Origin of the sequence: Brevibacillus brevis, assembly GCF_031583145.1 — a bacterium.
GTDB classification, from domain to species: domain Bacteria; phylum Bacillota; class Bacilli; order Brevibacillales; family Brevibacillaceae; genus Brevibacillus; species Brevibacillus brevis_E.
In genome coordinates this window covers 4,785,842-4,803,645 of record NZ_CP134050.1, presented here as the reverse complement: position 1 = coordinate 4,803,645, position 17,804 = coordinate 4,785,842, and the positions used below count along the sequence as shown (strand labels likewise).

The following is a 17,804-nucleotide window of genomic DNA, read 5'->3' as shown; positions in this document are numbered from 1 at the left end:
GAGAAGGTGAATCAGAAATACCAGGTGTTGCAAGCACTAGCTGAATCGAAGGTCGTCGCGGTCATCCGCGGGGAGAGCGCCGAGGAAGCGACCGCGCTGTCCAGGGCTGCGATCGAGGGCGGAATCCGTGCCATTGAGCTTACCTACACGACCCCGCATGTCGCAGACGTATTTCGGGCATTGGAGTCGGAGAACGTGCTGCTGGGAGCCGGCTCGGTGCTGGATGCGGAGACGGCCAGACATGCGCTGCTCGCCGGAGCCCGGTTTATCGTCAGTCCGTATTTTCAAGAGGAGGTCGCGGTTCTGTGCAATCGCTACGGCGTGCCTTATCTGCCGGGCTGCATGACGATCCGGGAGATGGTGCGGGCACTCGAGGCAGGTTGTGACGTGCTGAAGCTGTTCCCTGCAAACAGCTTTGAACCGTCGTTTATCCGCTCCGTCAACGGTCCCCTGCCGCATGTGAAAGTCATGCCGACCGGGGGCATCCATCTGGGCAACATGAAAGACTGGCTGGACGCCGGTGCGGTAGCCGTCGGGATCGGCTCGGACTTGAACAAGGCCTATCGGAGTGGCGGACATGCAGCCGTCGTCGCGCTGAGCCAAAACTATACGCGCAAGAGCGTGGAGTAAGGAGGGGGCACTATGAATATCACGTTTCGCTGGTACGGCCGAGGGAATGACACCGTGTCGCTCGATCAGGTGAAGCAAATTCCCGGGACGAGGGGAATCGTCTGGGCTCTGCATCAGAAGCCTGTCGGAGAGGTATGGGAGAAGGCCGAAATCGAGGAAGAAGTGAAGTACATCCAGTCGTTCGGCTTCCATACGGATGTCGTGGAGAGCGTGAATGTCCACGAGTCTATCAAGCTGGGCAACGAAGAGCGCATGAAATACATCGACAATTACAAGCAGACGATCCGCAATCTGGCGGAAGCTGGCGTCAAAGTCATCTGCTACAACTTCATGCCGATCTTCGACTGGACGCGCACCGAGATGTTTCACCCGCTGGAGGATGGCTCGACCGCTTTGTTCTATGAAAAAGCAAAGGTGGACAATCTCGACCCGCACGAGCTGATCCGCACGGTTTCGGAGGCCTCCGATCTGACGCTGCCGGGCTGGGAGCCGGAAAAGCTGGCCCGCATCTCCGAGCTCTTCGAGGCGTACAAAGGTGTGGACGAGGAACAGCTGTGGACCAATCTGGGCTTCTTCCTGCGCGAAATTTTGCCTGTCGCCGAGGAATGCGGCGTAAAGATGGCCATTCACCCGGACGATCCGCCGTGGTCCATTTTCGGCCTGCCGCGCATTATTACAGGGGCGGCGAGCTATGAAAGACTCTTTGCGATTTCCGACTCCCCGTCGAACTGCATCACGATGTGCACGGGGTCCATGGGCGCAAACCCGCAGAACGACATGGTGAAAATCGCTGAAAAATACGCCTCTCGCGCACCGTTCTCGCACATCCGAAACGTGAAAATTTACGAAAACGGTGACTTCGTCGAGACGTCGCACTACACGCAGGACGGGTCCATCGACGTCAGTGGAGTCGTCGAAGCGCTGAGCAAACAAAACTACACCGGATACGTCAGACCGGACCACGGCCGCCATATTTGGGGTGAAGTATGCCGTCCCGGATACGGCTTGTACGACAGGGCGCTCGGCATCATGTACCTGCTCGGTCTGTGGGACGCCTATGAAACGAAAAAGAAGGGTCAGGCCCTATGAAACCGATTCATGAAAATCTGAAAGACAGAGTGGCGGTCATCACAGGAGGCAGCGGAGTGCTCTGCTCGCAAATGGCAAAGGAACTGGCCAGACATGGAGTCAAGGTCGCGATCCTGAATCGGAATGCGGAAAACGGCCGGCAGATCGCCGAGGAAATCGAGGGAAACGGCGGCAGCGCCCTGTCCATTTCCGCAGACGTGCTGAGCCGGGCTTCGCTGGAGTCGGCGAAGGAAGAAATCTTGTCCGCGTACGGAAGGATCGACATCCTGATCAATGGGGCGGGAGGAAACCACCCGTCCGCGATTACCGACTCGGAAGTGTATGAGCAAGACGCTCCCGGCAAGTCGTTCTTCGATCTGGACGAGCAAGGGTTCACGCACGTGTTTCAAAGCAATTTCACCGGAGCCTTCCTGACCAGCCAGGTATTCGCTTCCGAGATGCTGAGCGCGCCAGCCCCGGTCATTCTGAACATCTCGTCCATGAGCGCCTACGCGCCGATGACCAAGGTGCCTGCTTACAGCGCGGCAAAGGCGGCCATCAACAACTTTACGATGTGGATGGCGGTTCACTTTGCCGAAGCCGGGCTGCGGGTGAATGCGATCGCTCCAGGCTTCTTTCTGACGACGCAAAACCGCAATCTCCTGCTGGACGAAGCAGGCAACTACACCGCCCGCTCGCAAAAGATTTTGACTGGAACGCCCATGAAGCGATTCGGCCAGCCAAGCGATCTGCTCGGCACGCTGCTCTGGCTGGTAGACGACGAATATTCCGGGTTCGTCACCGGTGTTACCGTACCGGTAGACGGGGGATTCATGGCCTACTCCGGCGTCTGACGATCGGGACGCAGCCGGAAGTCCTCGATTCGGCAGCGGCACTCTACTGCCATGCGGGATGGCCATTTTCCGCGAGAAGCGGTGGGCCTTCCCGTCCCTTTGGCAGCATCGTTGCTCGGCGATCCTCCAGTAGCCGGCTGGTCGGGTTGTGAAAGAAGCGCTTTCATCCACACTATCATTTTGCTATGATAAGATAAACCGTTTTACTAAAACGTTTTATATTCCTTGACGAAGCCAGACGAGATCTGCTTTAGTAGAAGGGTTACAGAATATGAGTAGCAAAAGATGGGTGAGTTCATGAAAAACATTACCATTGCCGATGTGGCAAAGCACGCGAATGTATCCAAAAGCACCGTCTCCCAATTTCTGAACAAACGATACGATTACATGAGCGAAAAGACCAGAAAGAAAATTGAAGAGACGATCAAAGAACTGAACTTTCAGCCAAACATCGTCGCCAGAAGTCTGAAGCAAAAGTCGACGTTCACGGTCGGGGTAGTCGTGGCGAATATTTTGCACACGTTTTCCACCCATATCATACGGGCAGTCGAAGACTTTTTCCACGAGCACGATTTCCAGATCATTGTCTGCAATGCGGACGACCAGCCGGAAAAGGAAAAGAAGTACATTGAAATGCTGCGTGCGAAGCAAGTCGATGGCATTATTATCTTTCCTACAGGGGGCAACCTCGACCTGTACGAACAGATGAAAGAAGACCAATTCCCGATCGTCTTCATGGACCGCACGATCGAGCATCTGGGAATCGACACTGTCATGCTGGATAACGAGCTCGCTTCCAAACTGGCTATCGACGAATTTGTGAAAAACGGGTACAGCCGAATCGCTATCGTGACGACCTCCATCATTCGCAATATCAGTCCGCGCGTCGAGCGGATCAGAGGGTACCGCAGCGCCCTGCAATCGCACGGGATCGAGGTGCGGGAGTCGTACATCAAAACCGTGGACGCCCATCAGATCGCGGGAGCGCTTGACGAGCTGTTTGCGCAGCCTTTGCCTCCGCTGGCGATTTTGGCGGGGAATGACATTGTGCTGATTGAAGTGTTGAAGTACATGAAAGAAAACAACCTGCAAATACCGGGCGATGCAGCGGTCATCGGAATCGACGAAGTGCCGTTTGCCAGCTTTTATACCCCGTCTATCACCACGATTGCCCAGCCGACGAGGGAGATGGCCAAGAGTGCTGTCGAGCGGTTGCTTCAACGGATCAAAAAAGAGGAACACGAGGAGCTCAGCCCCATGATCCAGCGGTTTGCACCGGCAATCATCGTAAGAAGTTCATGCTTGCAGGGATGAAGAAGGGGCCTCCCTTTTTCATCTCGAATACTAAACCGATTTACCCCTGCTGGTAGATAAAAAAATGAATGCGTTTTCCGAATTCGGTGATACGCAAATCCATAGATACAAAGGAGGAGATTTTGTGTTTGCAAAAGGCAAGCTTTCCGTCATTATCCTGCTTTTTTTAGCTGGCGTGATCAACTACTTGGACCGTTCCGCGCTGTCCATCGCGGCCCCGTTCATCCAGGACGATCTGACGCTCTCCGCTACGCAAATGGGGATTATTTTCAGCAGCTTCTCCGTCGGCTACGCCGTATTCAACTTTTTGGGCGGCGTGGCTTCGGACAGGTACGGGGCCAAGCTTACCCTGTTCGTCGCCATGATTGTCTGGTCGCTGTTTAGCGGCGCCGTCGCTCTGGCCGTCGGCTTTGTCAGCCTGATCGTCATCCGCATCCTGTTCGGGATGGGAGAAGGACCGTTGTCCGCCACCATCAACAAAATGGTCAACAACTGGTTCCCTGCAGACCAGCGCGCATCCGCCATCGGATTGACCAATAGCGGCACACCTCTCGGGGGAGCCATCTCCGGTCCGATCGTTGGATTTATTGCAATCGCTTACAGTTGGAAGGTTTCGTTTATTTTGATTATGATCATCGGTCTGATCTGGGCCGTGCTGTGGTGGAAATTCGTCAAAGAAAAGCCGGAAGGGACAGCGGCTGCAAGCACAGCCGTTCAACAGGAGCAGCCGAAAGAAAAAATTCCGCTTACGTTTTACCTGAAGCAAAAAACCGTGTTGTTTACCGCATTCGCCTTCTTCGCGTACAACTACATCCTGTTCTTCTTCCTGACATGGTTCCCGAGCTACCTGGTGAAGGCGCACGGCGTCAGTGTCAAGGATATGAGCATCATCACGGTGATTCCTTGGGTCCTCGGCTTTATCGGACTTGCAGCTGGCGGATTCGTCTCCGATTACGTGCGGAAGAAATTTGCCGCAAAAGGAACGCTGTTCTCGCGGAAAGTCGTCCTGGTTTCCTGCCTGTTTGTATCGGCGGTGTGCATCGGGGTGGCGGGAATCGTCTCCACTACGGTCAGCGCTGTTGCACTCGTCGCATTGTCCGTATTCTTCCTCTATTTGACAGGGGCGATTTACTGGGCGATCGTCCAGGACGTCGTCGATCAAAACAACGTAGGCTCCGTGGGCGGGTTCATGCACTTCCTGGCGAATACGGCAGGGATCATCGGTCCGACGCTGACCGGATATTTGGTGGATACTTCAGGTTCGTTCGCCTCGGCATTTTTGCTCGCGGGAGGACTTGCCATCGTCGCATCGCTCACCGTCATCCGCTTTGTTCGCCCTATTGTTAAAAAAGTGTCGCAAACGTATTAATTCTGAAGCAGAGACTGATGGTGGGGAACATAGTCTGCCTCTCGCTCTGTGCTCCGCATGAGGGGTCGATGGGGGGAAGGCAGTCCGCCGGCTCTGCGGGATATTGAATGATAAAATCGAAACAGCGGCGGCCTGAGAGGGAAAAAATAAGCTCTCGGACTTGCCGCTGTTTTGCTTGGCAAAAGATCCGGTTCGCGAGCGATACTCGCATATCTCCATAAGTAATTTACTGGTGATCACGCAATAGGCTCCTGGTTGGAATTGACAAACCGACCGACGGTTTGTATTATAGGGATAGGAAAGATGATGACTCACCCGAAGGAGGAACCATGCAATCCATCCATCAAAATCCGACGTTCCAGATGCTATTGTCCATCACCGAGGAATTGATCGAGGAAAAAGGCTGCCATCAGACGACGCTGCAGGACATTATCAAGCGATCCGGGATGTCGAAGGGAGCGATCTACCATTACGTCCGAAGCAAGGATGAACTGCTGGGACTGCTCTTGCGCAAGCGGCTGGATCAGATCGGCGCCTATTTTTACGAAAAGGTGCACCTGGGCAAAAATGAACTGGAAGGCCCGCTGGAGGCAATCATGGAGGGCCTGCGCCACATCCAGGACCCGCAAGACGTCACCAATCAGATCATACTCTATTTGCTGAGCAAAAAGGACGACCCGACAATCGGGGAGATGCTGACCGATATTTACAATCAAAGCGTGGAGAATTCCAGGGAATGGATCGAGCTGGGGCAAAAAGGAGGCGTGATCCCGGAAAGCCTCGACGCGGAAAAGACGGCGACGTTGTTCACCGTGCTGACGTACGGCATTCGCGTCCAGTCGGTGATGTCGCCCAACGCGAAATCGTTTTCCATGGATGACCTGCACCAGATGATGTATCAGAAGCTGTCACAGGGATGAAAGAGAAAGGGTGAGCACGTGCATGTTCTTTTTTTCTCTCTTCAAGATTTTGCACATCATCGCCGGCTTTACGGCGCTTGGCGTCTTCTGGATCCCGATCGTGACCAGGAAAGGCGGCAAAGCGCACGTCCGCGTAGGGTGGATATACGTGGCAGCAATGGGAGTGGTGGCGGTCTCCGCCCTGCTCATGGGGATTTGGCGGATCGGGTTTGACCCCGCAAAAACTGTCGAGTCGGTCGCCTTTGCCTGGTTCCTGATCTTCGTCGGCATTCTCAGCTCGGCAACCGCCTGGTATGGCCTCCGGGTACTGCGCTTCAAAAATCGCCGGACCGGCCACCGCGAATGGCTCGACCTGCTGTTTCCCGCACTGATGCTCCTCTCGGGGATCGGGATTTCCATCTACGGCGCCATCATCGGGTTTCCTTTGATCACGTGGTTCCCGATCATCGGCATCGCACTGGGGATCTCGCAGCTGGCGTACTGGCTCCGCCCGCCCACTCGAAACATGCACTGGTGGATGGAGCACCTCGGCGGCATGCTGGGCTGCTGCATCGCGACGATCACGGCTTTTACCGTATTCGGTGCTCCCCGCCTCCTGGGAGTCAGCTCGGTCCACCCGTTCATCTGGTTTCTCCCGACGATTTTGCTCGTCCCGGTCATCGTCGGCTTCTCGGTTTACTACCAAAAGAAGTTCAACCGAACCAAGCATATGTAGCAAAGAGCCGTCTGGGCAAACCAGGCGGCTTTTTGGCATGAGCAGCGGGGAAAGCAGACGGCATCGGCAACAGCCCTCCGACGCGCGGATGGATATGTGGGGGCAGCTTAGCGGATGAGGTGCGGCGGAGCAGCTTGGCGAAAGTTCGGTTTCTGAGTATTCTTGAAGCAGGAGGAAGAATGAACCAGTCAGGGAGGGCGCCATGAACATTCGAAGGCTCACATTGCAGACGAGCATGCTGGAGGAGATGAAATGCTTTTACGGGAACGTCCTGCAGTTTCCAATGACCGAGGAGGGGGCAGACTCCATCACTATGGCCGCCGGCTCCACGCTGCTGACGTTTCAAAAGAAATCGGAGGAAAAACCCTTTTACCACTTTGCGTTTGGAATCAGCGAGCACGCTTTTGATTCTTGCTATCGAAGGCTGAAGGAGCATTCGTGCCTCCTCGCAAACCAAACAGGTGTGGAGATAGACATCTCTTACATGTGGAAGGGAAAACAAGTGTATTTCGAAGATCCAGAGGGAAACATCGGAGAAGTCCTCGCTTTTTCCGGAGCCCCCGGCACCCGGTGGCTATCGGTTCAGGAGATCGGACTCCCGGTCGAGAACGTTTCAGACGCGTTGACTCGTTTGGCTCCCCTGCCAAACGAATACGAGCAGGAGTCTGAGTCTTTCACCTTTTACGGCGATCCGCAAGGGGTACTCGTACTGGTGAGTAAGCATCGGCCATGGTACCCGACCGATCGCGGAGCAACGGTCCATCCCGTTGAGATCGAGGTGGAAGGCGCCACGGGAGAAATCCTGCAGCTGCCCGGATATCCGTATCGGATCACCTGTCCGTAGGATGTGGCTGTCAACGGCTCCACTCCACTCCCTGTGATACATGGGGGAAAAAAGCGGCGGGTGAGCTAGGGGCCCACTGCTGATGCAGTATCGTGACAGCGGGGAAGCAGATATGAGAGACCGGAGCCAGTCAAAGCGGCTCCGTTTTTTATTGGGAGAGGAACAGGTTTGTTTATATAAAAATCATTGTGACTCATACATTCGATTTCCTATAATGGAAAGATAAACCCAGAAAAACAACGGAAATGCACAGAAAAACACGAGGAGGGAGAATATGAAAGTCGACTATCATGTTCATTTGGAAGAAGGGCCGTACTCGCTTCGCTGGTGGAATCGTACAGCGGAGGCGCTCCTCGCCTTTCGACAGTCGCCATACGATCGGCATACCTTGGAGTGGATGGAGCAGGTGGCGGCTTGGATGGCTCAGCGGCTCAATCGAGGAGCATTTTCCCCAGAATGGCTTGACCTTTACCGGAAGCGAGCCAAGCAGCTCGGGCTGCGCGAAGTAGGGATTGTGGACCATCTCTATCGATTTCGCGAGTTCAAGCCGTATTTTGAGCAACACATTCACCTCGGGAACGACCAGCTGGGGAGGCTGCAGCGTACGTGGCTGGATCAGGTGTGCACGGCTTCTATCGATGAATTCGTGTCGTTCATAAGGTCTCAGCAGCCGGTTTGGGAGGCAGAGGGAATCGCCTTGCGCCTCGGAATCGAAGCGGATTACTTCGTGGGAGGGGAAGCGGTCCTCGCCCCGATGGTTGCTTCCTATCCATGGGATCATGTCATTGGGTCCATTCATTTTTCAGATGGCTGGGGCTTCGACAATCCGGATGCCCAGGAGCGTTTCGGCCAAACGGACCTCCCAGCTCTCTACGAAAAGACCTTTGGGGTGGTGGAAAGGGCCATCCGGAGCGGGTTGTTCGATATCGTCGCGCACCTGGACAATTTGAAAGTATTCGGCCATCGCCCTCCGGAGGAAGAGCTGCTTCCGCTCTATCAGCGGATTGCCCGCGCCCTCCGCGAGCATCGGATCGCGACGGAGATCAACACCGGGCTGTACTATCGCTATCCGGTACGGGAAATGTGTCCGAGTCGCCACTTTTTGCAAGTCCTGCACGAGCACGAGGTGCCGATCACGACGTCCTCGGATTCCCATTTTCCGGATCATCTGGGCAGTCATCTGGAGGGGGCGCGGGAGCTTTTGCGAATGGCCGGTTATCGGGAAATCGCCACGTTCGAGCGGAGGGAGCGCAAAATGGTTTCGTTGGATGAATGAGGGGCGTCATTTGGCGGATAGAGATTACCGTCGAGCGGAAAGGAAAAATAAAAAACCACGCAGAGTGGTTTTTTAATCGCGCATCGCTCCTGCCTCGCGTGCAGTCATGGCGCCTTGTCCTTCGCGGATATCTTTTTCGATCTCTTGTTTCACTTTTTGGGCATCTGTTCCGGCAAATTCCGGGTTCATGATCATACCCAGATTCTCATCAGCCTGCTGATCCTGTTGCATGCGAATCCTCCTCCATTTTACTGTGTAACAATCTTATTATTTGCAAAGAAACACTCGGCATATCCAAAGTACGAAACGAAGTGAGAGGCGATGGAGGTTGGGCTGGAGTTTTAAGATTAGCAATATAGTTCGTTGAATCATGACAAGCAGGCAGCCGACAAGTGATCGGCTGCCTTTTCTCAAATCGGTATATTTCGTCGTTGGTCTTGCAAGAATGGTGGATGCAATCACGGTAAAAGTTGTATTTTTCCTCGTTTCCCCATTGTGTTCCTCCCTGTATGGATTTTTGTTTCCCCTATGTTGGTTATCATTACGTGGGAGGTTTATCGTTTTCATTTTCTTTTCCTCTTTTTCATCACAAAAAGAATAAAAAAATAAGCGACAAAGCAGAGGAAAAAACGGAACGAATATGCTAGCCGCATTTCCTGATCTTTGGACGAAGCCAAATCTTACTTCGTTTTGCAAATGTTCCACGTTGTTATACGCGTCGATGACATCAGGCACATAGAAGCAGGTAAGAAGTAATCCCGACAACACTGGGACAATGACGAAAAATACCAGATGGACCAGAGAGGAGAAGACTACGGCTTTTACCACATACTTGTACATTTTCTCCTCAGGCGAGAAGAACCATCGCAAATAGAGCACCTCATTTCCTGTAAGACTGCTTGGCGAAAGATCACGATGCTTACTGAGACAGGTTTTTTTGCTCGGGGAGTTTATCCCATACCACAATGATCAGGGTTGCAATGGGTCCTAAAAGCAGGGAAAGCAAGAACCAGTTCGCTCCGCTGCGATTTTTAGCCTGGGCAAGTCCGGCATTGATAAGTGCCAAGGTTCCCCAGCCTATTCCAAATTGGTTTTCCATATCAGTTACACCTCCGAAACAAGTCCAACATAAAATCAATTATATCTCTTGCAACTGGGAAATAGGGAATTATTTAACAAAAGAGTGCAGAAGCGAAGTATTTGAAGCGCGGGGGAGGAACATGCTGCCCGTGAATGACAAAAGACGTGAGCCGGCGGAGCATGTTCATGCGTACCGACCAGTCACGTCTTTCGTTGTTTTACGGACATGCCGACAGAGGGGCCGGCTTTGGATCTAGCAGATGGAATTAGGAGCTCTTTCTTGCCGAAACGTCAGACCCTGGGGAGAAGTCCCACGCTTCCGCGTTTTCGATGCCGTCGATGCTGTCGCGATAAAACACGGGATCTTTCCCTGCTTTTTTCTGCGTCGTGTAATCACGCAGGGCAGCAAAGGCGACTTTGGACAAAAGGAAGATGGCGATCAGGTTGACGATGACCATGAAGCCCATGAACAAGTCCGCCATGTCCCACACGAGCTGGACTTTTGCTACGGCGCCGAACAGGACCATGGCGAGCACGCTGATTCGGTACAGCATGAGCCATGCTTTGTTGGTCTTCAAAAACTCGATATTGGTTTCCCCGTAGTAGTAGTTTCCGATCAAGGTACTGAACGCAAACAGGAACACCATGATGGCGAGGAAGGCCGATGCCCACGAGCCGATATGGGCGCTGAGGGCGGCTTGGGAAAGCTCGATACCGCTCAGCTCCGGCTGCTTGTACGCATCCGACAGCAGGATGATGAAGGCCGTGCTGGTGCAGATGATCAAGGTGTCGGTCAATACGCCAAAAGCCTGGATCAGCCCTTGCTTCACAGGATGGCTGGTCGTTGCCGTAGCGGCGGCGTTTGGCGCGCTCCCCATCCCTGCTTCATTGGAGAAGAGGCCGCGTTTGACCCCGTGCAGGACGGCGGCACCGAGCGTTCCACCCGCGATCTGGTCAAACCCGAAGGCATTTTTCACGATCAGGGAGAGCACTGCCGGCATTTTCCCCAGATTCATCAGGATGATGAACAGCGCCATGCCAATGTACAAGACGGCCAAAACGATCACGATATATTCGGACCATTTTGCGATCCGCTTCACTCCGCCAAAAATAATGAGGGCAAAAACAACAGCCATGATGATGCCGAGTGTGAGACGATTCGTTCCAAACGAGTTTTCAAAAGCGACGGTAATCGTATTGGACTGAACAGCGTTGAAGACGAGCCCGAAGGACAGGGTGATCAAAACGGCGAACAACGCACCCATCCAGCGCTTGTTCAGTCCTTTTTCCATGTAATAGGCGGGGCCGCCGCGGAAGCCGTCTTGATCCTTCACCTTGTAGATCTGGGCGAGTGTGCTCTCCACGAAGCTGGACGCCGAGCCGATGATCGCCATCACCCACATCCAGAAGACGGAGCCGGGTCCTCCCAAAGCGACGGCAATCGCGATCCCGGTAATATTTCCGGTACCCACCCGTGCCGCCATGCTGATACAGAACGCCTGGAAGGGGGAGATTCCGTCTTTTGGACCGGTTTTCCCTTCCTTGATCGCCCCCACCATATCTTTGAGCATGCGCACTTGCAGGAATTTGCCTTTATAAGTGAAAACCAGGCCGACAATGACAAGCATGATAATGAGGACATTGGACCACAAAAAGTCGTTGATGGAGCTGATCAAATCTTGAACAATTTGCTGCATGAGGTCACCTCGTATCCGTAATGTTGGTTAAAAAATGCTCAGATCCCATTCACTCGCGAGACGTTGAAGCAACTGGACTCCGGCCACGCTGTTTCCGCATTCGTCGATGGCGGGTCCGAACAGCCCGATTCCACACCCGTTGGGGAAAGGGGAGGCGGCATTCGATTTGGGAGGAGCCATTGTCATGATCCCGCCCGAGACACCGCTTTTGGCGGGCAGTCCGACATGGGCGGCGAACTTGCCGGAAGCGTCGTACATTCCACAGGTGAGCATCAGGGCCTTGGCCAGCTTGACGACCTGTTTCGGGAGGACTTGCTCATGGCGGAGCGGATGGAAGCCGTCCAGGGCCAAGATCAGTCCGATCAGAGCGATTTGCCGGGTATCCACTTCGATCGAGCAGAGCTTCAGATAGACCTCCAGTGCTTCCTCTACCTCGCACTCCAGATAGCCCGTATCCTTCAAATAGTGGGAAAGGGCTCTGTTCCGATGAGAGGTTTCCCATTCCGAACGATAGACTTCCTCGTTCACCGTGGGCTGAGCGCCTGTAAGGTTTTGGAAAATTCTGTTTGCGTACGTCAGCTTTTGGTCAAAAGTCTTCCCCGGGAGAAGCGAAGCGACCGTGATCGCTCCCGCATTGATCATCGGGTTGAAGGGTTTGCCCGGCTTGTGCATTTCCAAGCGAATGATCGAGTTGAACGCGTCTCCCGTCGGCTCTACATCTACGCGCTCCAGCACATAAGGAATGCCGTGATGGCAGCACGCGGCAATCAAGCTGATCACCTTTGAAATGCTTTGCATTGTAAAAGAGGCTTCCCAATCGCCTGAGACGGTCATGTTTCCGTCAGGCTCGATGATGCAGATGCCCAGTTGTCCGGGATCTACCCGTTTCAATGCGGGGATGTAGCTCGCGCATGCTCCGTTTTTGGACATCGAACGGCATTCTGCCACCCATTTGTCCAAACTCTCCCATCGTTGCACACCCTGCTTCCTGTCCTCTACCGTACCTGTTTGAACCATGTTTGAACCCCCCAAAACTCTCGCCTATGCCTGGAGACAAGAGAAGCGAAAGCGCTTCCACTCTTTCTTTAGCGCACATGCCTACAGCGTATCACCCAACCTACAGAATCAAACGAAAAGTCACAGCTTATCCCGGGCAGCTATATAAATTTTTTTTCTATGCTTGTTCTTCTTCTATCCTTTCGATAAGAATAGGAGGGTGAGAGGTTATCCATTTACAGAAAGAAACGGGGAAGTGGAAGGATTGACATTCGGTTCCATCGCCAAAAAGGACAGGTATATCCTTGCTCTCATGCTGGTGACGGTTCCTCTCGCAGGGGAATTAAAGTTCTATCCCGTCAACGAAACCTTTCGGATCAGCTTTGGAGCTCCTACCTTTTTCTTTTTCCTGCTGTTGTTTCAAAACACGCCGGCTATAGTGCCGGGTTTTCTGACCGGGGCAGTCGTGGTGGCGTTCCGCATCCTCCTGGACCTGGCGGGCAATGCGCCGTTTGCCTTCTCCGCTTCCATAGAGGCCCATTACTCCGCCTTTTTCTTTTACTTCACGTACGCCGCCCTGTTTCAGTTGGTCAGGATGGAACGGTTTCACGACCGGACATTGCTCGTCGCCGGTATCGGGATGATTATCGAAGTGCTGGCAGACCTGATGGAGCTGTTCGTCCAGCGCTGGGTCTTCCATACGATCATCACATGGGCGGGGCTCCAGGAGATGATGACGATCGCGCTTTCCCACAGCTTTATTGTCCTGAGCTTTTTGAACATGATGAAGCTCTACGAAGCGCAATCGCGGGAAAAGCAGACCAGGATGCAAAATGAGCACATGCTGCTGCTCGTCTCCAATTTGTACGAAGAATCGATTCACCTCAAAAAAACATTGCAAAACGCGGAAAACATCACGGTCAAATCCTTTGATTTATACCAGGGGTTGCAGGAGCTGCGCCAATCCTCCCAAGCCATATCCGATGAGTGGGTAAGGCAGGCGCTCATCATTTCCGGCGAAGTTCATGAAATCAAAAAAGACAACCAGCGCATTTTTGCCGGGCTGTCCAAGCTCATTTCCGAAGAGAGCCTGGCGGATTATATGGACATCCATCAGCTCGTGGAAATCATCATCCGCTCGAACCGGAAGTATGCGGGACTGCTGGAGAAGGACATCCAATTCAACAGCGTGATCGCAGGCAGCCATCCCCCGTATCACGTGTTCACCGTGCTGTCGCTCATCAACAACATGGTGGCCAACGCGGTCGAGGCGATTTCAGGACAAGGTGCGATCTCGATCAAGGTGGAGAGGGAAGGGGACTGGGTGACCATCAGGGTCAGCGACAACGGCCCCGGCGTTTCGCCCAGACGTAAACGGCTGATCTTCAAGCCTGGCTTTACCACGAAGTACGATCGCCTGGGAAATCCCTCCACGGGAATCGGGCTGTCCTACGTGAAGGAAATGGTGGAGCAGCTTCGTGGCGACATTTCTGTTCAGGATGGGGAAGCGGGTGAGGGGACGACTTTCCAAATTCGCTTGCGAGTCGAACATTTCATGCAGAAAGAGTGAGGAGACATGCGGTTTTACATCGTGGATGATGATGAGGCTGTCCGGCTGATGTTGACGGAAATCATCGAAGACGAGGATTTGGGAGAGGTCGTGGGGGAGGCGGAGGACGGGTCGCTCCTCGACGGGCACATGCTGGCCATGCGGAATGTGGACATTTTGCTGATCGATTTGCTGATGCCGACCCAGGACGGAATCGAGACCATTCGCAAGATCAGGCCGGCCTTCAAGGGGAAGATCATCATGATCTCGCAAGTGGAATCGAAGGAGCTGATCGCGAAGGCATACTCGCTGGGCAGCGAATACTACATCATCAAACCGGTCAACCGAATCGAGGTGGTGACCATCATCTCCAAGGTAATGGAGAAAATTCGCCTGGAGAAGTCCATCCAGGATATCCACAAAACCTTGAACGCCGTTTTTCAGAAAGATCCGTCCCCCGCCGGTCAGCAAGCGGCCTCCGAAGGCAAACAGATCCGGGAGACAGGCCACTATCTCTTGGGGGAATTGGGCATCTCGGGGGACATCGGGAGTCATGACCTTTTGGACATCGTGGAGTATCTCCATCAGTTTGAACAAAAGCATACGTTCAGAAGCGGATTTCCAGCCCTGAAGGAAATTTTTTGGGAGGTCGCGCAAGCCAGGCTGGACGAGCCCGCAGATGAGCAGCAATTGGGGAAGGTAGTCAAAGCCTCCGAGCAGCGGGTGAGGCGGGCCATTTATCAGTCCTTGAATCATTTGGCTTCGCTTGGCCTTGCGGATGTGTCCAACTGGAAATTTGAAAAATACGCGTCCCAATTTTTCGACTTCACCAGCGTGTGGAAGCGGATGGGGGAGCTGAAAGACAACGCGTCCGGGTCAGGCTCGTCCATCCGGATCAACATGAAAAAATTCATTCAAGCCCTTTATACGGAAGCAAAACGAATGCAGACGGAAGGGTAAAGACGGCTTTACCTTCTGATGGGTCCCGATGCGCTGAAAGTCGGTGATCGTCACAGAAACCACATACGTGATCGGGACCGTGTAGCATGTGAGGTCCCGATCTTTTTTTACTTGCAACCATGCGCGCGGATACTCGATTCGCAAGCGGTTTCCGAAGCGAGCCATATCCGCCTTGGACTTGCTTTTTTGTTTTTCCAAAAAAGATTTGAAATGTTTAGACAAATAGGTATAATAAAAACAAAAAACAACTAAAAAACGGTAAAACAAACTAATTACTGTGGGATTAGTGTTGTCTTAACCGGAAGCCCAGGTGGAGTGGGAGACTCGTGCAGGAAAAAGGGGAGGGTCATGAATGAAAAAATGGTACAGCTCTTTCTTCGCAGGTGTAATGCTTGTGGCGGCACTGACAGGGTGCGGTCAGTCTTCCAGCCCGGCTTCCGGCGGCAAATCGGGCTCTTCGGAGCTGACGGTGTACACGGCTCTCGAGGACGATCAGATCAAGGCGTACGTCGAGGCGTTCAACAAGGCGCATCCAGAGATCAAGCTGAATATTGTCCGGGACTCGACAGGCGTCATCGTCGCCAAGCTGATTGCCGAAAAGGACAACCCGCAAGCGGACGTCGTCTGGGGAACAGCAGCGACCGAACTGCTCGGTGCGGATTTGCAGGGCGCGCTCGAGCCGTACTCTCCCAAAGGAATCGAGAGGATCGACCCCGAGTTCAAGGATTCCAGAGAGCCGGCGCACTGGGTAGGCATCGACGCGTTTGAGACGGCCTTCGTCGTCAACACCAAGGAGCTGGAAAAGCGCAGCCTGCCGATCCCGAAAAGCTACGCCGACCTGATCAAGCCCGAGTACAAAGGCATGATCGTCATGCCCAACCCTTCCTCCTCGGGAACCGGATTCTTCACCGTTCTGGCCTGGCTGGAGCTGCAGGGTGACGGAGAGGCGTGGAGCTACATGGATAAGCTGCACGAAAACATCGCCGTGTACACACACTCCGGATCCAAGCCGGCCAAAATGGCAGCCTCCGGGGAATACCCGATCGGCATTTCCTTCGGCTATCGGGGGATCACGGAGAAGAAGAAAGGAGCGCCGCTCGAGATCGTGTTTCCCCAGGAGGGAGCAGGCTGGGACGTGGAGGCCAACGCGCTTGTGAAAAAGCCGCAAATCAAGCCCGAGGCCAAAACCTTCCTCGACTGGGCGATTACCGACGACGCGATGAAGGAGTACAACAAAAACTTCGCCATCATCACGCTGAAGGACGCAGGCGGCGGCATCCCCGAAGGCTATACGAAAGATCCGAAATCGCAGCTGGTCAAAAACGACCTGAACAAAGCGGCGGCAGACCGGGCCGGCATTCTGGCGGAGTGGGATAAGCGTTACAGCACGAAGAGCGAGCCGAAGCAATGAGCTTTCGCCCAGGCATGAATCCTCTCGCCAGTCGCACAAAAGGAGGAAAGGAGGAGCGTATGACACAGCCCTATCTCCACATTCAAGGAATCCGAAAAACGTTTGGCAAGTTTGTAGCACTTGCGTCAATCGACATCGAAATCGAAAAGAATGAGTTCATTTGCCTGCTCGGTCCCAGCGGCTGCGGCAAGACGACATTGCTCCGCATCCTGGCGGGGCTGGAGCAGCCCACGAGCGGACGCATCTTCGTAGGCGGCCGAGACATCACGGCTCTCCCGCCAGCCAAACGAAACTTCGGGATGATGTTCCAGTCGTACGCGCTCTTTCCCAATCTGACGGCCGCACAAAATATCGCCTACGGGCTTTCAGCCAAGAAATGGTCGAAAAAAGAGATCGTGGAAAAGGTGCGGGAAGTGCTGGGACTGATCGATCTGGAGCACATCCGCGACAAGTATCCGTCGCAGCTTTCCGGCGGACAGCAGCAGCGAGTCGCTTTGGCGAGGGCCATCGCGCTGTCCCCCGACTTCCTGCTCCTGGATGAGCCGCTGTCTGCGCTGGACGCCAAAGTCCGCCTCAAGCTGCGCCGGGAGCTGAGAAGCCTGCACGAGAAGATCGGGATCACCACGATCATGGTGACGCACGACCAGGATGAAGCCTTGACGATGGCCGACCGTATCGTGGTGATGAACAATGCGGAGGTCGTCCAGGTCGGATCCCCGCAGGAGGTGTACGAGCGGCCGAACAGCCCGTTCGTCGCCGACTTCGTAGGGGCGATCAACTTCCTGGAGGAATCCGTGCTGGGCAGCGGAGGCGTGAGCCAGGACCGGCTGTTTGCGATCCGGCCGGAAAACATCCACCTGACCGAGCACGCTGCCGAGTACAGTCTCCAGGCGATCGTGCAAGACTTGGAGTTTCGCGGTTCGTTCTACCGCGTCACGCTGCAGCTGGTCAACCGCCAGAACGGGCTGCTCCCGCAACTGGTCACGATCGACTTGCCGGTCAAGCAGACGCATCGGATGGGACTTGCGCGCGACAAACAGGTCGCTTTCGAGCTGCCGATGGAAAACCTGATCGCGTTCGACCAGGCAGCCGTGACGAAGAAGACGGGGAGTGGTTGAGCG

19 protein-coding genes are annotated in these 17,804 nt (G+C 54.1%); 13 read left to right on the top strand and 6 right to left on the bottom strand.

Annotation, left to right across the window (positions count from 1 at the left end; all coding sequences use genetic code 11):
* Positions 1-6 precede the first annotated feature (6 nt).
* The 9 genes from RGB73_RS23920 (at position 7) to RGB73_RS23880 (ending at position 8,990) form a co-directional block, all read left to right on the top strand.
* On the top strand, positions 7-630 hold the full coding sequence (locus RGB73_RS23920; protein WP_310765256.1) for a bifunctional 2-keto-4-hydroxyglutarate aldolase/2-keto-3-deoxy-6-phosphogluconate aldolase: 624 nt from the start codon (positions 7-9) through the stop codon (positions 628-630).
* Between the two features lie 12 nt (positions 631-642).
* Complete coding sequence (uxuA, locus tag RGB73_RS23915; RefSeq protein ID WP_310765255.1) at positions 643-1,719, top strand: mannonate dehydratase; 1,077 nt, start codon at positions 643-645, stop codon at positions 1,717-1,719.
* Entirely contained in the window at positions 1,716-2,552 is an 837-nt protein-coding gene (locus RGB73_RS23910; protein ID WP_310765254.1) for an SDR family oxidoreductase, read from the top strand. The genes uxuA and RGB73_RS23910 overlap by 4 nt, the downstream gene beginning before the upstream one ends.
* A 297-nt stretch (positions 2,553-2,849) precedes the next feature.
* The gene (locus RGB73_RS23905; RefSeq protein WP_310765253.1) at positions 2,850-3,866 is read left to right on the top strand and encodes a LacI family DNA-binding transcriptional regulator; all 1,017 of its coding nucleotides are present in this window, start codon (positions 2,850-2,852) and stop codon (positions 3,864-3,866) included.
* A 124-nt stretch (positions 3,867-3,990) separates the two neighbouring features.
* On the top strand, positions 3,991-5,235 hold the full coding sequence (locus RGB73_RS23900; protein ID WP_310765252.1) for an MFS transporter: 1,245 nt from the start codon (positions 3,991-3,993) through the stop codon (positions 5,233-5,235).
* 329 nt (positions 5,236-5,564) lie between these two features.
* Positions 5,565-6,155, top strand: coding sequence for a TetR/AcrR family transcriptional regulator (locus RGB73_RS23895; RefSeq protein ID WP_310765251.1), 591 nt, complete (start codon positions 5,565-5,567; stop codon positions 6,153-6,155).
* A 22-nt stretch (positions 6,156-6,177) separates the two neighbouring features.
* Positions 6,178-6,870, top strand: a complete 693-nt coding sequence (locus RGB73_RS23890) for a DUF2306 domain-containing protein (protein WP_310765250.1) — start codon at positions 6,178-6,180, stop codon at positions 6,868-6,870.
* Positions 6,871-7,072: 202 nt separating this feature from the next.
* Positions 7,073-7,714 (top strand): VOC family protein, encoded by a 642-nt coding sequence (locus RGB73_RS23885; protein WP_310765249.1) that lies wholly within the window; start codon positions 7,073-7,075, stop codon positions 7,712-7,714.
* A gap of 274 nt (positions 7,715-7,988) precedes the next feature.
* The gene (locus tag RGB73_RS23880) at positions 7,989-8,990 is read left to right on the top strand and encodes a histidinol phosphate phosphatase domain-containing protein (protein WP_310765247.1); all 1,002 of its coding nucleotides are present in this window, start codon (positions 7,989-7,991) and stop codon (positions 8,988-8,990) included.
* 72 nt (positions 8,991-9,062) lie between these two features.
* On the opposite strand, the gene RGB73_RS23875 is transcribed toward RGB73_RS23880, so the two are convergent.
* The 5 genes from RGB73_RS23875 to RGB73_RS23860 all read right to left on the bottom strand — a co-directional run bounded on the left by RGB73_RS23875 (position 9,063) and on the right by RGB73_RS23860 (position 12,784).
* A complete protein-coding gene (locus RGB73_RS23875; protein ID WP_310765246.1) occupies positions 9,063-9,221 on the bottom strand; it encodes a hypothetical protein in 159 nt (52 codons plus the stop codon).
* A 36-nt stretch (positions 9,222-9,257) separates the two neighbouring features.
* Entirely contained in the window at positions 9,258-9,830 is a 573-nt protein-coding gene (locus RGB73_RS30675; protein WP_396136132.1) for a hypothetical protein, read from the bottom strand.
* A gap of 79 nt (positions 9,831-9,909) precedes the next feature.
* Positions 9,910-10,089, bottom strand: a complete 180-nt coding sequence (locus RGB73_RS23870) for a hypothetical protein (protein ID WP_310765245.1) — start codon at positions 10,087-10,089, stop codon at positions 9,910-9,912.
* Positions 10,090-10,336: 247 nt separating this feature from the next.
* Positions 10,337-11,767 (bottom strand): alanine/glycine:cation symporter family protein, encoded by a 1,431-nt coding sequence (locus RGB73_RS23865; protein ID WP_310765244.1) that lies wholly within the window; start codon positions 11,765-11,767, stop codon positions 10,337-10,339.
* Between the two features lie 27 nt (positions 11,768-11,794).
* Positions 11,795-12,784 carry a glutaminase gene (locus tag RGB73_RS23860; protein ID WP_396136131.1) on the bottom strand — a complete coding sequence of 330 codons (990 nt, stop codon included), beginning with the start codon at positions 12,782-12,784 and terminating at the stop codon, positions 11,795-11,797.
* 292 nt (positions 12,785-13,076) lie between these two features.
* Here RGB73_RS23860 and RGB73_RS23855 point away from each other — a divergent pair, with 292 nt between their 5' ends.
* Positions 13,077-14,333: an ATP-binding protein gene (locus RGB73_RS23855; protein WP_310774506.1), complete on the top strand. Its 1,257-nt coding sequence runs from the start codon at positions 13,077-13,079 to the stop codon at positions 14,331-14,333.
* 6 nt (positions 14,334-14,339) lie between these two features.
* Positions 14,340-15,272, top strand: coding sequence for a response regulator (locus tag RGB73_RS23850; protein WP_310765243.1), 933 nt, complete (start codon positions 14,340-14,342; stop codon positions 15,270-15,272).
* Here the strand turns inward: RGB73_RS23850 and RGB73_RS23845 are convergent.
* Positions 15,189-15,437, bottom strand: a complete 249-nt coding sequence (locus RGB73_RS23845; RefSeq protein WP_310765242.1) for a hypothetical protein — start codon at positions 15,435-15,437, stop codon at positions 15,189-15,191. The genes RGB73_RS23850 and RGB73_RS23845 overlap by 84 nt on opposite strands.
* Before the next feature lie 187 nt (positions 15,438-15,624).
* Here RGB73_RS23845 and RGB73_RS23840 point away from each other — a divergent pair, with 187 nt between their 5' ends.
* The gene (locus RGB73_RS23840; RefSeq protein ID WP_310765241.1) at positions 15,625-16,683 is read left to right on the top strand and encodes a putative 2-aminoethylphosphonate ABC transporter substrate-binding protein; all 1,059 of its coding nucleotides are present in this window, start codon (positions 15,625-15,627) and stop codon (positions 16,681-16,683) included.
* Positions 16,684-16,742: 59 nt separating this feature from the next.
* Positions 16,743-17,801, top strand: a complete 1,059-nt coding sequence (locus tag RGB73_RS23835) for a putative 2-aminoethylphosphonate ABC transporter ATP-binding protein (RefSeq protein ID WP_310765240.1) — start codon at positions 16,743-16,745, stop codon at positions 17,799-17,801.
* The last annotated feature ends 3 nt before the right edge of the window (positions 17,802-17,804 follow it).

What these genes read in the sequence shown, in the direction of transcription:
- uxuA (WP_310765255.1), top strand. Translation starts at nt 643, where the DNA reads ATGAATATCACGTTTCGCTGGTACGGCCGAGGGAATGACACCGTGTCG.
- RGB73_RS23910 (WP_310765254.1), top strand. Translation starts at nt 1,716, where the DNA reads ATGAAACCGATTCATGAAAATCTGAAAGACAGAGTGGCGGTCATCACA.
- RGB73_RS23905 (WP_310765253.1), top strand. Translation starts at nt 2,850, where the DNA reads ATGAAAAACATTACCATTGCCGATGTGGCAAAGCACGCGAATGTATCC.
- RGB73_RS23895 (WP_310765251.1), top strand. Translation starts at nt 5,565, where the DNA reads ATGCAATCCATCCATCAAAATCCGACGTTCCAGATGCTATTGTCCATC.
- RGB73_RS23890 (WP_310765250.1), top strand. Translation starts at nt 6,178, where the DNA reads ATGTTCTTTTTTTCTCTCTTCAAGATTTTGCACATCATCGCCGGCTTT.
- RGB73_RS23885 (WP_310765249.1), top strand. Translation starts at nt 7,073, where the DNA reads ATGAACATTCGAAGGCTCACATTGCAGACGAGCATGCTGGAGGAGATG.
- RGB73_RS23880 (WP_310765247.1), top strand. Translation starts at nt 7,989, where the DNA reads ATGAAAGTCGACTATCATGTTCATTTGGAAGAAGGGCCGTACTCGCTT.
- RGB73_RS23875 (WP_310765246.1), bottom strand. Translation starts at nt 9,221, where the DNA reads ATGCAACAGGATCAGCAGGCTGATGAGAATCTGGGTATGATCATGAAC.
- RGB73_RS30675 (WP_396136132.1), bottom strand. Translation starts at nt 9,830, where the DNA reads ATGTACAAGTATGTGGTAAAAGCCGTAGTCTTCTCCTCTCTGGTCCAT.
- RGB73_RS23870 (WP_310765245.1), bottom strand. Translation starts at nt 10,089, where the DNA reads ATGGAAAACCAATTTGGAATAGGCTGGGGAACCTTGGCACTTATCAAT.
- RGB73_RS23865 (WP_310765244.1), bottom strand. Translation starts at nt 11,767, where the DNA reads ATGCAGCAAATTGTTCAAGATTTGATCAGCTCCATCAACGACTTTTTG.
- RGB73_RS23860 (WP_396136131.1), bottom strand. Translation starts at nt 12,784, where the DNA reads ATGGTTCAAACAGGTACGGTAGAGGACAGGAAGCAGGGTGTGCAACGA.
- RGB73_RS23855 (WP_310774506.1), top strand. Translation starts at nt 13,077, where the DNA reads ATGCTGGTGACGGTTCCTCTCGCAGGGGAATTAAAGTTCTATCCCGTC.
- RGB73_RS23850 (WP_310765243.1), top strand. Translation starts at nt 14,340, where the DNA reads ATGCGGTTTTACATCGTGGATGATGATGAGGCTGTCCGGCTGATGTTG.
- RGB73_RS23845 (WP_310765242.1), bottom strand. Translation starts at nt 15,437, where the DNA reads ATGGCTCGCTTCGGAAACCGCTTGCGAATCGAGTATCCGCGCGCATGG.
- RGB73_RS23840 (WP_310765241.1), top strand. Translation starts at nt 15,625, where the DNA reads ATGAAAAAATGGTACAGCTCTTTCTTCGCAGGTGTAATGCTTGTGGCG.
- RGB73_RS23835 (WP_310765240.1), top strand. Translation starts at nt 16,743, where the DNA reads ATGACACAGCCCTATCTCCACATTCAAGGAATCCGAAAAACGTTTGGC.